The following is a 13,019-nucleotide window of genomic DNA, read 5'->3' as shown; positions in this document are numbered from 1 at the left end:
GCAGTATGACAAAGTCGGTAATAAACCTCGCCCCGCAGGACGCCTTCCACTTCCTGCAGAAAAACCCGCAGGCGGTGCTTATTGACGTCAGAAGTGAAATGGAGTTTCTGTTCGTCGGGCACCCGAAAGAAGCGTTAACCATCCCCTGGCGAGACGATCCTGACTGGGAAATCAACCCGGACTTTCTGTGTCGGGTACGACGCGCCACATCTCTCAACCGACCCGTCTTACTGATCTGCCGTAGCGGCCATCGCTCGCTGGAGGCTGGACAGTACTTACAGGCCAATGGTTTCAGCGCCGTTTACAATGTGGCGCATGGCTTTGAAGGGGATCTGAACGATCAGCATCGCCGCAGCAGCCTGAATGGCTGGCGCTTTGATGGACTACCCTGGGAGCAAATATAACACCGCGACAAAGAGCCTTTTGTTGATTTCCACCGCACGGCGCATGAATAATGGGACCCATAAAAAACCAAATCGTGAAAAGATGACAGCGCAGTAAAAGGATGCACTAAAAATATGAACGAATCTGCCGGTTCTTTGACCAACTCTCCGGATCTACCCAGTCAACCTGTGCTGGCGCAACCATTCGCGCAAGAAGATTTTCGGTCTATAACATTACGCTTCGATCTTTCGGCGACTCAAAGTACCATGCATAAATCTGCGCCAGATAAGCTGGTCCTGGGTTATACCCGCACCATGATGGGTTTTCTGATTCTACAGCCAAAACCCAAACGGATTGCCATGATCGGCCTGGGTGGAGGTTCACTGGCAAAATATTGTCTGCGCCACATTCCGGATGCCCACTTCACTGCCGTGGAGATTAATTCCAAGGTCATTGAGTTGCGCGACCGCTTCGGCATCCCACCAGATGGTGCCAATTTCCAGGTGTTGAGTGGGGATGGCGCAGTATATGTCAGCAACCACACCAAGCCGGTCGATGTGCTACTGGTCGATGGTTTCAACCATGATGGCCAACCCAGGCAACTATGCAGCGCAAGGTTCTACAACGACTGTTATGCCAAGCTGCGAAAGAATGGGGTACTGGTGATCAACATGCTCAGCAGTGACTGGCAATGCGATGCCTATGTCGCCCGCATCCAGACAAGCTTCGACAATCAGGTCATTGTTATAGACGCAGAAGAGTCTGGCAACAAAATCGTATTTGCATACAAAGGTACGGACTTCCCCCGATTGGCGAGCGAAATAAGTGATCGCGTTCGCGCACTGAAGCCCTCACACAGTATCTCTTTGCACGCCACCGCGCAGAAATTATCCCAACAATTCAAGCAACTTTATTCAGGCCGCGCGTAACGTCCAGGCGGACTGTACCGAGGCCCTGGATGCAGATGCCCGCCTTGGCGCATCGCCGATCAGATATTGCATCAGGCACCAGGACCACGGCGCTGACAGATCACAGATTTCGGGGTAGGATCACCTCATTCACCCGGCAGGTTCCAAAGCTCATGAACAAGCAGCAAGGAAATACACCCGTCCATATTTGGCGCGTCGATTTCGAGGGAATGGAGATGCGCACCACCTCATCGGACGGCATCCATGTGTGGATAGCACGGGATGACGTGATGGAGGCTTTGCAGATTCCGGATCCCGGATACGCTCTGAGCTTTGTAACCCCGGAGGATCAGGCCGCCCTTTCATCGGGAACCGATGTCCCGGACGAGGAAGACGAGCCGGACGGTCTGCCGATGATCAACGAAATCGCCGTCTATGAGATTATGGCACGCTTCCCGACTCCGCCCACCGGGCGATTCAAACCCTGGCTGTTGCGCCTGCGGCATTTATTCTTCGAGCTGATGACACGAGACGATGAAGCCACCTTCCTTCTGCAATAGAGCAGAACACTCCAAGCCTAAAGCATGATGGTGGGCACCGAAACGAGGATCTCTGGGCATCAGAATGAACCGCCCCGCCATCCGTAGCGGCGATACACAGGGTGTCGGCTCCCTGCTTGTTGGCGCGCATTTAAAACTGACCGTCCGGGCCTGAGCAAGGCTGATCGGCGCTCCGACCTTGGCGGTGGAGAACGCGTGATGGCTGGTTCGCGACCATAATGAAAAACCGGTTACCCAAATACTTCCCATATGGCCAACACCGGAGGCAATCATGACAGTTCTGGAACAGGTTCAAGAGATTCTGGTTTGGTGTACGGTTATCAACTATGTCGTGCTGATTGTCTGGTTCGCGGCATTTACCGGCGCGCATGATTGGCTATATCAACTGCATCATCGTTGGTTTCAGCTTTCCCCGGAGCACTTCGATGCCATACATTACGCCGGGATGGCTGTCTACAAGATTGGAATCCTGATATTCAATCTGGTGCCAATGGTGGCCTGCTTGCTGATTTCCTGATCCAGGAACGCGCACAATGACAAGGGCTCTGGTCGTGTCTTGTTACGATATTACGTTGAGCGTGATCATTGTCAGTATGGACATTGCCTTATACCTCACCCCCCAACCGATCCAAACTGGCCATTCTTTCTGAACTATCCCAAGGACTGGCAAATCTAGACAGGCCGCGCAGGTGCCACCGGCGCCGTTTGCGGATCTGCACCCGCCAATACTTGCCACGACGATTGATGCTCGCCATTCACCCGTCTTGTTCTGACGGATTCCAAACAAGGTGATATGGGGCTGTGCCAAACTCAAGCGCATACACATCCGACGGCTACAGGGGTTTTGCTACGACACGAGGATTTTTTGTCCACCGATCCAGCAGGGTTTTACTGTGCCGCCCGCCTGTGCCAATGGTTTTTCTGATGGGTATTTATTGTATACGCCATTGATTTATATGGTGCCCAGGGACGGAATCGAACCGCCGACACGAGGATTTTCAGTCCTCTGCTCTACCGACTGAGCTACCTGGGCCAAGAGCGCGTATTTAAACGGGGTCCCGCCCGGAAGTCAAGGCCAGGGCCCGCCCATAAAGGAAACGATGCGCCATGCTGCTCTGACTGGCCGCGATACGCACGGCCTGCGCCAGCGGCAACTCGGCCAGCAGCGGGCCGAGTAAACGATCGGCGTCGGCTTCCTCCAGAGTCTGTTCCGGTGCGCCGCCTACCACCAGTGTCATTTCGCCGCGCACTTTGTCAGGATGTGCCCGGAGTAGCGCCGCCAGCCCCCCCAGGGAGTCCCGCAAACATTCCTCATATATTTTGGTCAGCTCCCGACATAGAGCCGCCCCACGATCCGCGCCCCATAATTCCGCCATATCCGCCAGTGTCTCGCTGATCCGATGTGGCGCCTCATAAAAAATCATGCTGCGCGGCTCCCGCTGCAAGGCCAGTATCCGGGCCCTTCGCGCCCCCCCTTTGGCAGGCAGAAAACCCTCGAAGCTAAAGCGGTCGCTGGGCAGACCGGACAGGGCCAACGCGGCCAGGGCGGCGTTAGGCCCGGGTATGATGGTCACCGGCAACTGTTGCTCACGGAGCAGAGCCAGCAGTGGAAAGCCGGGATCGGAGATCAACGGCATTCCTGCATCTGACAACAACGCAATATGCTCCCCGGCGGCAACACGCCGGGCAATCTGCGGGGCAAGGGCACGTTCATTATGCTCGTGCAGAGCCAGCGTTTTGGGCTGCACACCCAGATGCTGAAAGAGCCGCTGGGCGTGACGGCGGTCTTCCACCAGAATCAGGGCGGCAGCCCCAATCGCACGTTGCGCGCGCGGCGAGAGATCGTCGAGGTTACCGATAGGAGTGGCGATAATGGTCAGTTGCCCGACGGCCCCTTCCACTGCCTCGGCATGATCATTCATAAGCGCATTCCCGGCCGAGGCCGCGCATCGGTCATTGAACACCTTCGCCTTTCTCCATACACTCTGCTCATGACAACTCCCGCAACCTTGAAGGCCTCTTTCCGCCTGCTGATGACTCTGGCCCTGGCCACGGGCCTGAGCGCTTGCGCGAGTATGCCACATAAGGCGCCACCTTCGTCGAATCCGCCGCCTGTCGAAACGACCACGGCCGTTTCTCAGACACCGCTGGCAGAGCGCGCCGACCAGCTCATGATCACAGGGCACTACCAGGAAGCGGCCAAGGACTATATTCACGCCGCCGCCGCTGTGCGGGGGCGAGCCCAGCTCGACTACCTGATGAAAGCGGCACAGGCTTCCCTGAAGGGGCAAAAGCCGCAGGTTGCGATATTACTGGCCAATGAAGTACTGCGCTTGCAGCACGACAACGCCAGCCTGCGTGGCGCAGCGCTCTGGGTCCGCGCCCAGGGACTCATGGATCAGGGGCAGACCCCCAGCGCCAAGGGCAACCTCGAAGAAATCCTGACCATCACCGGCACACCCCAGGAAGTGCGTGCCCGGGCCATGGGCACTCTAGCCACGCTCTATACGCAGGAAGGCCATGAACTCACCGCACTGAATTTTCTGATCGAACGGGATGGCCTGCTGAGCGGCGATGCGATCGCGGAGAATCACCGCCGCATTCATGCCCTCCTCGACCAGCAGTCGGTAGCAAAACTTCAGAACTGGCAGGGACGTAGCGGTAATCCCCTCGTACAGGAGTGGATCGCCCTCGCCCTGATCACTCGCCAGAATCCCGATCCCCAACAGCGGCAGACGGCGATCCGTGCCTGGCTGGCGGCACATCCGGGGCACCCCCCCATAAACTTCTCGGACGACGACACGACGGTCGCCGGCGCTTCCGCCCTCAACCGCGCGCCCGGCGGCATATGCGCTTTGTTACCTTCCGGCGGGTCCTATGGGCCGCTCTCCCAGGCCATTGCCGCCGGGATGGAAACAGCAGCGCAATTACGGTCTGGACCCGCAGTGCGCGTTCTGCGGAGTACCGGCAACCCCAGTTACACCGCCGTGCTCTTTGAGCGTGGGATCAGGGAAGGCTGCAAAATCTTTGTCGGCCCCTGGCTGCCGCAGGATATCAACGCGGTAGCCGCCGTCAGAAAGCCCAGTGATCCGCCGGTCATAGCCCTCGGCACGGCATCTGATGTGCGGCAGCCCGGACTCTATACCCTAAGCCTGAGTCGGGACGTCGCGGCCCGGCAGATCGCCACCCAGAGCTACGCAGCGGGTTATCGTCATGCCTACGTGCTATATCCCCAGGACTCCAGCGGAGCCGCCATTCAGGCGGACTTTATCACCGCCTGGAAGCATCTCGGCGGCGACGTCAGTGGCGTCACCACCTACCTGCCCGGTCGTTCACTCACCAGCAAGGTGCAACAACTGTTGAGCGTGTCACCCGGGCGACACAGTTTTATCTTTTTGGTTACCGATGCGAAAAACGCCAACTCTGCGGTCACAGCCATCCGGCTGATCAATCCCACTGTGCCTGTCTTCAGTCCGGCGTTGCTGCACGGCGCAGTCTTGCCCAGCGACGCGCAGGGGCTCTCCGGCATTGAATCGGTCGATATGCCCTGGATCATCAACCCTGGGCAAAGCTGGCCGCAAGCATCACTACTGTTGCGTACCAATCTCCCCAACGCCAGTGACGCCCAGTGGCGCATGGCGGCCTTCGGGCTGGATGCCTATCGAATGGCGGAGCGCGTTCTGGACCAGGATATGACTGGCAGCCTGAACGGCGCTACAGGCGTCCTCCGCTTTGCTGCCGACGGCCGCATCGTGCGGGACATGGAATGGATGGAAGTGGAGAACGGACAGGTCGTCCCTTTATCGGGAGTGCCTGGGCCGGGCGCCTGAATCATGCCGTCGCCACGACAGATCTCAGGTCAGCAGGGTGAGGACAGTGCGATCGCTCTGCTCGCCGGGCACGGGCTACACCCCCTGACGCGCAACTATCGTTGCCGGATGGGAGAAATTGACATCATCACCCTCGATGGTGATACCTTGGTCTTCGTGGAGGTACGCCAACGTGCCCATGACCGGCAAGGGGGGGCGGCGGCCAGCATCACCGGCCGCAAGCAAAAACGGTTGATTCGCGCCGCAGAATATTTTCTGCTGCGTAACCCGCAGCATGGGTTACGCCCCTGCCGCTTTGATGTGGTCGCCCTTGACGGTGATGCCCCGGCAGACTGGATTCGTGATGCCTTCAGAGTACCCAGCCCATGACCGGCAATGACTGGATAGGTTCTGCCCTGCACAACAGTATCACCTGTATGGGGCACTCCGCCGCAGCCCTTGCAGCGCCTTTTGCGCAAGCCAGTCGGCGCCTGATCGCCACCCTGCAGGCGGGCGGGCAGGTGCTCAGTTGCGGTAACGGCGGTTCTTCCGGAGATGCCCAGCACCTCGCTTCGGAACTGGTCAACCGCTTTGAGACAACACGCCGCGCCCTGCCCGCCATCGCCCTCAGCACCGACAGCAGTGTGGTCACCGCCATCGCCAATGATGTCTGCTATGAACAGATTTTCGCCCGCCAGATCGAGGCCTTGGGCCGTCCTGGTGACTGCCTGGTCGCATTCAGCACCTCCGGCAACTCCACCAACGTCATCGCCGCGGCCCGGACCGCTCAACAGCGCGGCATGTGGGTGCTGGCGCTTACCGGCAAAGAAGGCGGGCAGCTCGCGCTACTGCTGCGCCCCGTGGACATTGAACTGCGGGTGCCCGAGCAGAACACGGCACGCATTCAGGAAGTCCATCTCGTCCTCATTCATGCCCTCTGCAGTGGTGTGGATGCCAGCTTTGTGGGCGATGCCCCCGCATCCGTATTCCACACCGGCCAGGTGCTCCGCGACTGGGAGGCGTTGGATGAAGCCTGCACCTTCCGTCGCCCCCTGGTCTTTACCAACGGCGTCTTCGATGTATTGCACCGGGGCCATGTGCAGTATCTCGCCGAAGCCCGCGCCGAAGGCGCCTGCCTGGTGGTAGGCGTCAACAGTGATGCCTCGGTGCGCCGCCTCGGCAAAGGCGCGGATCGCCCGGTCAACAGCGAGGAAGACCGTATGGCGGTGCTCGCCGGATTACAGGCGGTGGATTTCGTCACGGTGTTTGACGACGACACCCCGCTGAAGTTGATCCAACATCTCCAACCCGACGTACTGATCAAAGGTGGCGACTGGCCGATAGAGCGCATCGTCGGTGCCGATTGGGTGCAGGCCGGAGGCGGCCGGGTACTCAGCATTCCTTTTCGCCACGAACGGAGCACCACCGCGCTCCTGCAAAAAATCCGAGGGAGCCAGCCATGAGCATCAGCACCATCATTCCCGCCCTGCGCGCCGCTCTCGATGCCGAGCGGGTGCGCGACGATGCGGAAACCCTCGCCATCTATAGCCGCGACGATACTCCGGGGAGTTGCATACCCGTGATGGTGCTCTTCCCGCACAGCCATGAGGAGGTGCAGGCGATTGTCAGCATTGCCCGCCGCCATCGTCTGCCCCTTGTTCCGCGCGGAGCAGGTTCCGGGAATGTCGGCGGGGCACAGCCGGTACCCGGCAGCGCCGTCGTCAGCTTTGAGTGCATGCAAAAAATCTGCGATTACAGCGCGGTGGACCGTACCATCACCGTAGAGGCCGGATGTGTCACTGCCGCGATCAGTGCCTATGTGCAGGCCGACGGACTGTTTTATCCCCCCGATCCCGGCAGCAACCCCTACTGCCGCATCGGTGGCAATCTGGCCATGAATGCCGGCGGGCCGCACGCCGTAAAATATGGCGTCACCCGCGATTACGTACTGGGCCTGCGTGCTGTCACCGGCACCGGCGAAACGCTGTGCTGCGGTGTTCATACCAGCAAAGGTGTGGTCGGCTATGACCTGACCCGTCTGCTGGTAGGCAGCGAGGGCACCCTTGCCCTCATCACCGAGGCCACCCTGCGCCTGCTCCCCCTCCCCTCGGCCCAGGCCACCCTGCGCGCCGTCTATGACAATACGGCCAACGCCTGCGCGGCGGTGCAGCGGGTGATGGCACAACACCATACGCCCAGCGCCCTGGAACTCATGGACCCCTACGCCCTGGCCGCAGTGCGCGCCATGGGCGCCGCCAGGGATCTGCCCGAAGGCAGCAACGCCCTGCTGATGGTCGAGGTGGATGGCGAGGCGATCACCATCCCCGACCAGGTGCAGGCCATCCGCGCCGCTCTGGCGGGCGAGGGAAGCCTGGAAATCCTGGAGGCGACGGACGCGGCGGCCGTCGCCGATCTGTGGGCGGCGCGCAAATCCCTGTCCCCCGCCACCAAGGCCATGGCACCCCTCAAAATCAACGAGGACGTGGTCGTGCCGGTCAGCCGCCTGCGCGAATTGCTGGAGGCCATAGAAGGGATCGCAGCAGAACAGTCCCTGCATATCGTCAGCTTCGGGCACGCCGGAAACGGCAACCTGCACGTCAACTTTCTGGTCCATCCCCAAGATGGCAATGAAATGCGCCGTGCCAGGCACGGCCTGCAAAAGCTCTTTCAGGCCGTACTGACACTGGATGGAACCCTCTCCGGCGAACACGGCATCGGCAGCAGCAAGCGCGCCTATGTCCCCCTGGAACTGAGCCCGGAAAGCCTGAGCATCCAGCGCGCCATCAAGCGGATCTTCGACCCTGATGCCATTCTCAACCCCGGCAAACTGCTCCCCGAGACCTGAGCCATGACCAGCATCCTGCACGCCATCCAGCCGGTACGCCATATCTCTCTCAAAAGCTGGCGCGAAGATTTCGGGATAGAGATAGCAGAGGATACGCCCGCCCATCGCCTGCTCCGCGACGGTGACGCCTGGGTGGTGCTCTTCCGATCCGGTGTCATCTGCTTTTTTGGCGCAGGACCGGCATTGCAGGCCAGAGTCATCGCCACCGTGCAGGCGCAGTTCACCCCCATCGCCAGCCCCAGGGTGGAAGAGCTCGCGATCCTGGTCGGCGAACGTGATGGCGTGGGCCGTGACGGCGTCACCCTCAAGAATCTCGATGAAGAACGCATCCTCCTGGTCGCCCTGCGTCTGGCCCAGAGCCTAGCCCTGGAACTCCACGAAGAGGCCGTCGAAAATCTGCTGGAAACCACCTTGAACCTGCTCTCGGAAGTGGCCCGCACCGGGCGTTTGCCGGGATGGCGTGGCGGACATCTGCGCTTTCTCGCCTCGACTTCCGCCACCCGCACCGAAATCCTTTCCCGTCTGGCGGTGCTGGACAACCCCGATATCGTCTGGGAAACCCCAGGGCTGGAACTGCTCTCCCGCGAACTCTCCGCCGACCTGGAGCTCACCAGCCGGTTCCGCGCCCTGGATGAAAAACTCGACGCCATTCATGAGGGGCTGGAAGTCATGATCGTGGCCAGCCGGCACCACCGGGAGACGATTCTGGAATGGATCATCATCATCCTGATATCGGTCGAAGCGCTGATCATGCTCATGGGCAAGTAATATGGCCGAGCAACGACCAAAGTTGCAGGACGATCCCGATGCACACGATGCCGGTACAGCAGAACCGCCCTGTAACGAACATGAAGCCTTTGTTCCGCACAACACCCGCATTGCCCACAGCTACGATCCCGCCCGCCTGCTGCTGATCGGTCCGGCCTGGGTGGGGGATATGGTCATGGCGCAGGTATTGTTGCAGGTACTGCGCCGTCGCTGGCCACGCCTGCAGGTGGATGTCCTGGCGCCGCCCGCCAGCATTCCGGTGGCGGAACGCATGCTGGAGGTGCGGCGGGCCATGCCCCTGTGCATCGACCACGGTCAACTGGGGTTGCGTCTGCGGCGCCGGACCGCAGCGGAACTGCGCGCACAGAACTATGACTGGTCCATCTGCCTGCCCAACAGCTTCAAATCCGCGCTGGTCCCTTATTGGGCACATATCCCGACCCGCACCGGTTTCAGCGGCGCGGGGCGCCGTTTGCTCCTGAACGACCGCCGTCGCTTGAACAAAAAGAAACTGCTGCGCACCGTGGACCGCTTCGTTGCCCTCGGACTGCCGCTACGCCTTCCACAACCCACGCAACTGCCCGCCCCCCGTTTACAGGTAAACCGGGCGGCCCTTGCCGCGACCCTGCAGCGGCTGGGCATAAGCCCACCACAACAGCCCTTGGTCGCCCTGGCACCCGGTGCCGAATATGGTCCGGCCAAGCGCTGGCCGGTGCACCACTGGAGTACCCTGGCCCAAGCCCTTATCGAACGCGGCTATGCCGTGTGGATTTTCGGCAGCCCCAAGGATGCAGAAATCACTCGGGCCATAGCGGCGGTCGTCCCGGAAGCCCTTGACCTGGGGGGCCGGACCACTCTGTTGGAAGCTCTGGACCTGCTGTCGCTCGCCCCCCTGACGGTCAGCAACGACTCTGGTCTGATGCACGTGGCAGGGGCTGTCGGCAGCCGGGTCATCGCGCTCTATGGCTCCACACCCCTCAGCATGACCCCCCCCCTCTCCGCCGGGGCGCAGGCTCTACGCATCGACCTGCCCTGCAGTCCATGCGGAAAGCGCGAGTGTCCACTCCGACATCACCGCTGTATGGAAGATCTCAGGCCGGAATACGTTCTCCGCCAGATCTTCGGGATATAGGCCGCGAACGAATACAAAAAAGCCCCGACTTGCGGGTCGAGGCGAGGAGAGGAGGAACCAAACGGGAGGAAAACTAAAATGCGTAGGTCAGCATCACCCGGTTATAGATGAAGGAATGCCCCTTGTTGAAACCGGCGCCATTACCAAATTGCGCGCTCGTTCCGGTAGCGAGTTCCACCCGGTCACGAATGGAAAGCCCCTTGAATGCGCCACCCGGAAAATAGGTCAGGTCAAAATAAGGATAACTGCTGCTACCATTATAATAGGTGGTGAAGTGCGCAAAGGCCGCGATGGCCAGGAATTTCTGGCCCATCAAGTCAAGATGTTGTGCAACCTTGATCTTGTAACCATGCCCAGGCCCCAGATTATCCGCAAGACCACGAATCATCGCCGTCGTATATAGTGGATCGGTGGCATAGCCCACGGTATAGGGCGACACTATTCCACCGTTCAAAAATCCGCCAGTCTGTGGCGCAAGTGCGTTATAGGCTACACTGAAGGTTCCGTCACCCATACCGGTTTTGTAGTTCACGCCACCAATGACGCCCCAGGCCGTGGCGTCAACCCCTTGCCGGGATAGCAGGGAAGCACCCCACTCACGCAGGTACTGGGCACCCACAAATGGATCAACCCCGGTCCCGGTTTTCAGTGTATAATCCGCTGTCGCATAAAACATCTTGGCGAATTGATAAAAATCATAGTACCAGGCAGTCGCCTTGGCGCCCATCAGGGAATACGAGGCGCCAAAAGCCAGGGTACCACTGGTGGAGGGAGCGGTGGTCGGCAACTGTGTACCACCACCGTACAGTTCATCCCCCTCGTAATTAGCGGAATAAAACAGGTTGTCATTGTAATAACTATTCGATGTGCGACTCTTCCAGCGGAAAATACGCATGCCATACAGGTGTAAATCGTGATAGGGTGAAATGTCGGCAAACACACCCTGATATGTGGCGGGCAACATGCGCGAATCTGAGCCGTTCATCCAGGGCGTATCCAACTCCTGATCGCCCGCCCGGATCAACAGCGTTTTTGGAATCTCATATTGGAGGTAAGCCTGCCCCAGGGCATCGATGGACTGCGGACCCATCACCGTCGCATCCAGATGTGGGTAGGCCGGCCCGCCACTGGTATCATTCGCTCCGAGTCCGTGCGCGGCAAAGAAACTGACGCCTACACCAAAGCCGCCCAGAAAAGGTGCCGTCTTGATATTCAGCATGCCCCCCAGACTAAAGACGTCCTGATTGTAGGTATTGGGTCCGGTTGCGCCATAATCCCGGCTGAAGTAATAAGAGCGGATCTGGCCATCGATCTTGCTCTGCTTAAAGAAATCGGTCAGCGTTTCGGCTTGGGCTGAGACACTGACGCCACACAGGACGGCGACCGTCGCGATGACAATGCGGTTTTTGATAAACACAACAACCCCCCTTTGGTGTTTTTGAAATGATGCCATCCATGGTAAAGGGCCAACATGACACTATTATGACATTTTCATGAACTTTTTATGACGTTATCTTTCTATAAATACAGTCATCGATCACCTTCGGCGAACGGGGTGCCGCGCGTCGAAATCCCCATCATCCCCAAAAGTCTTTGCATTACCCAATGTTCGTGGGAAACTGCAACCTGATCTGTTGCTCACTGGGATCCTCATGCCACTGGAAATCCGTCACCTGCGCACTATGGAGGCAGTCGCCCAGTTCGGCAGCCTCGCCGCGGCGGCGCAACGCCTGCACCTCACCCAATCCGCGCTCTCCCACCAGTTGCGCGGGCTGGAAGCAGAATATGGTGTCAATCTCCTGGATCGGGAACGTGGCGCGCAGTTACGCATGAGCCCCGCCGGAGAGGCCTTGCTCGCCGTGGCCCGGGAAGTGCTGCCGCGTATCCGGCAGATGCAGGAGGAACTGCGACGGCGGGCAGCAGGCAACAGCGGCCGCCTGCGTATCGCCGTCGAATGCCATACCTGCTTCGACTGGCTGACGCCCGCCATGAACCACTTTCGCGAGAACTGGCCGGACGTGGAAATGGATCTGGTTTCGGGTTTTCAGCAGGATCCCTTACCCCTGCTCCAGAGCCATCAGGCCGACCTCATGGTGTTGACCGCCCCGGACGCCATGGGCTGCGATATTGTCGTGCACCCGCTCTTCGCTTATGAAGTCGTCGCACTGGTCAATCCGCGGCACCCTCTGGCGGAACGCAGCTTTCTGACCCCCGCGGACTTTCTGGAAGAAACCCTGATCACCTACCCGGTAGAGGATCGCCGCCTCGATCTTTTTCGCGAGTTTCTCCAGCCCGCGGGTATCCAGCCCTGGCGGCGGCGCCACGCGGAGCTCACCGTCATCATTCTTCAGCTCGTCGCCTCCGGGCAGGGCATCGCCGCGTTACCAGCCTGGGCGGTGGGAAGTTACGGCGAAAAAAACTATGTCCGCGCCATTCCTCTAGGATCGCAGGGTCTCTGGCAAACGCTGCAAGCGGCCACCACGGCGGAGCAGGCGGAGCAGCCGCACATGCAGGCTTTCCTCGCCGAAATCCGCGCCAGCGTGGCGGCCAACCTGCTTGGGGTAAAGGATATTTCAGGCTTATGATCGCCCTGCAACCGCGTTTCGACGGAGC

13 protein-coding genes and 1 tRNA gene are annotated in these 13,019 nt (G+C 59.7%); 11 read left to right on the top strand and 3 right to left on the bottom strand.

Translation table 11 applies throughout. The annotated features are described in order from the left end of the window. Nucleotides 1–5: 5 nt before the first annotated feature. The 4 genes from AFE_RS00695 (at nt 6) to AFE_RS00680 (ending at nt 2,369) form a co-directional block, all read left to right on the top strand. Entirely contained in the window at nt 6–404 is a 399-nt protein-coding gene (locus AFE_RS00695) for a rhodanese-like domain-containing protein (RefSeq protein ID WP_012535979.1), read from the top strand. A gap of 114 nt (nt 405–518) precedes the next feature. After that, entirely contained in the window at nt 519–1,313 is a 795-nt protein-coding gene (locus AFE_RS00690; RefSeq protein ID WP_009565818.1) for a spermine/spermidine synthase domain-containing protein, read from the top strand. A 29-nt stretch (nt 1,314–1,342) separates the two neighbouring features. Further along, the gene (locus AFE_RS00685) at nt 1,343–1,852 is read left to right on the top strand and encodes a BRO-N domain-containing protein (RefSeq protein WP_012535978.1); all 510 of its coding nucleotides are present in this window, start codon (nt 1,343–1,345) and stop codon (nt 1,850–1,852) included. A 271-nt stretch (nt 1,853–2,123) separates the two neighbouring features. After that, nucleotides 2,124–2,369, top strand: a complete 246-nt coding sequence (locus AFE_RS00680) for a DUF6868 family protein (RefSeq protein ID WP_009569274.1) — start codon at nt 2,124–2,126, stop codon at nt 2,367–2,369. Nucleotides 2,370–2,809: 440 nt separating this feature from the next. Here AFE_RS00680 and AFE_RS00675 read toward each other — a convergent pair. Continuing rightward, nucleotides 2,810–2,885: transfer RNA gene (locus AFE_RS00675), tRNA-Phe, on the bottom strand. A gap of 13 nt (nt 2,886–2,898) precedes the next feature. Continuing rightward, on the bottom strand, nt 2,899–3,774 hold the full coding sequence (rsmI, locus tag AFE_RS00670; protein WP_012535976.1) for a 16S rRNA (cytidine(1402)-2'-O)-methyltransferase: 876 nt from the start codon (nt 3,772–3,774) through the stop codon (nt 2,899–2,901). An 87-nt stretch (nt 3,775–3,861) separates the two neighbouring features. On the opposite strand from rsmI, the gene AFE_RS00665 reads away from it, so the two are divergent. From AFE_RS00665 to waaF, 6 genes are read left to right on the top strand one after another with little or no spacing between them, the layout of a single operon-like run. Further along, nucleotides 3,862–5,682, top strand: coding sequence for a penicillin-binding protein activator (locus AFE_RS00665; protein WP_009567037.1), 1,821 nt, complete (start codon nt 3,862–3,864; stop codon nt 5,680–5,682). A 3-nt stretch (nt 5,683–5,685) separates the two neighbouring features. Further along, complete coding sequence (locus tag AFE_RS00660) at nt 5,686–6,051, top strand: YraN family protein (protein ID WP_012535974.1); 366 nt, start codon at nt 5,686–5,688, stop codon at nt 6,049–6,051. Further along, nucleotides 6,048–7,124 (top strand): D-glycero-beta-D-manno-heptose 1-phosphate adenylyltransferase, encoded by a 1,077-nt coding sequence (gene rfaE2, locus AFE_RS17165; protein ID WP_012535973.1) that lies wholly within the window; start codon nt 6,048–6,050, stop codon nt 7,122–7,124. Before AFE_RS00660 ends, rfaE2 begins: the two co-directional genes overlap by 4 nt. Next, nucleotides 7,121–8,506 carry an FAD-binding oxidoreductase gene (locus AFE_RS00650; protein WP_009566815.1) on the top strand — a complete coding sequence of 462 codons (1,386 nt, stop codon included), beginning with the start codon at nt 7,121–7,123 and terminating at the stop codon, nt 8,504–8,506. Before rfaE2 ends, AFE_RS00650 begins: the two co-directional genes overlap by 4 nt. A gap of 3 nt (nt 8,507–8,509) precedes the next feature. After that, complete coding sequence (locus AFE_RS00645; RefSeq protein WP_009566816.1) at nt 8,510–9,274, top strand: RMD1 family protein; 765 nt, start codon at nt 8,510–8,512, stop codon at nt 9,272–9,274. Nucleotide 9,275: 1 nt separating this feature from the next. Further along, the gene (gene waaF, locus AFE_RS00640) at nt 9,276–10,406 is read left to right on the top strand and encodes a lipopolysaccharide heptosyltransferase II (RefSeq protein ID WP_012535972.1); all 1,131 of its coding nucleotides are present in this window, start codon (nt 9,276–9,278) and stop codon (nt 10,404–10,406) included. A 73-nt stretch (nt 10,407–10,479) separates the two neighbouring features. Here the strand turns inward: waaF and AFE_RS00635 are convergent, their stop codons facing one another. After that, nucleotides 10,480–11,823 carry an OprD family outer membrane porin gene (locus tag AFE_RS00635; protein ID WP_012606505.1) on the bottom strand — a complete coding sequence of 448 codons (1,344 nt, stop codon included), beginning with the start codon at nt 11,821–11,823 and terminating at the stop codon, nt 10,480–10,482. Between the two features lie 235 nt (nt 11,824–12,058). Here AFE_RS00635 and AFE_RS00630 point away from each other — a divergent pair, with 235 nt between their 5' ends. Beyond that, nucleotides 12,059–12,991: a LysR family transcriptional regulator gene (locus AFE_RS00630; protein ID WP_012535969.1), complete on the top strand. Its 933-nt coding sequence runs from the start codon at nt 12,059–12,061 to the stop codon at nt 12,989–12,991. The last annotated feature ends 28 nt before the right edge of the window (nt 12,992–13,019 follow it).

Source organism: Acidithiobacillus ferrooxidans ATCC 23270, assembly GCF_000021485.1.
Taxonomy (GTDB): Bacteria; Pseudomonadota; Gammaproteobacteria; order Acidithiobacillales; family Acidithiobacillaceae; genus Acidithiobacillus; species Acidithiobacillus ferrooxidans.
The sequence above is the reverse complement of the archived record's forward strand: the minus strand, read 5'-3'. Positions and strand labels throughout refer to the sequence as shown.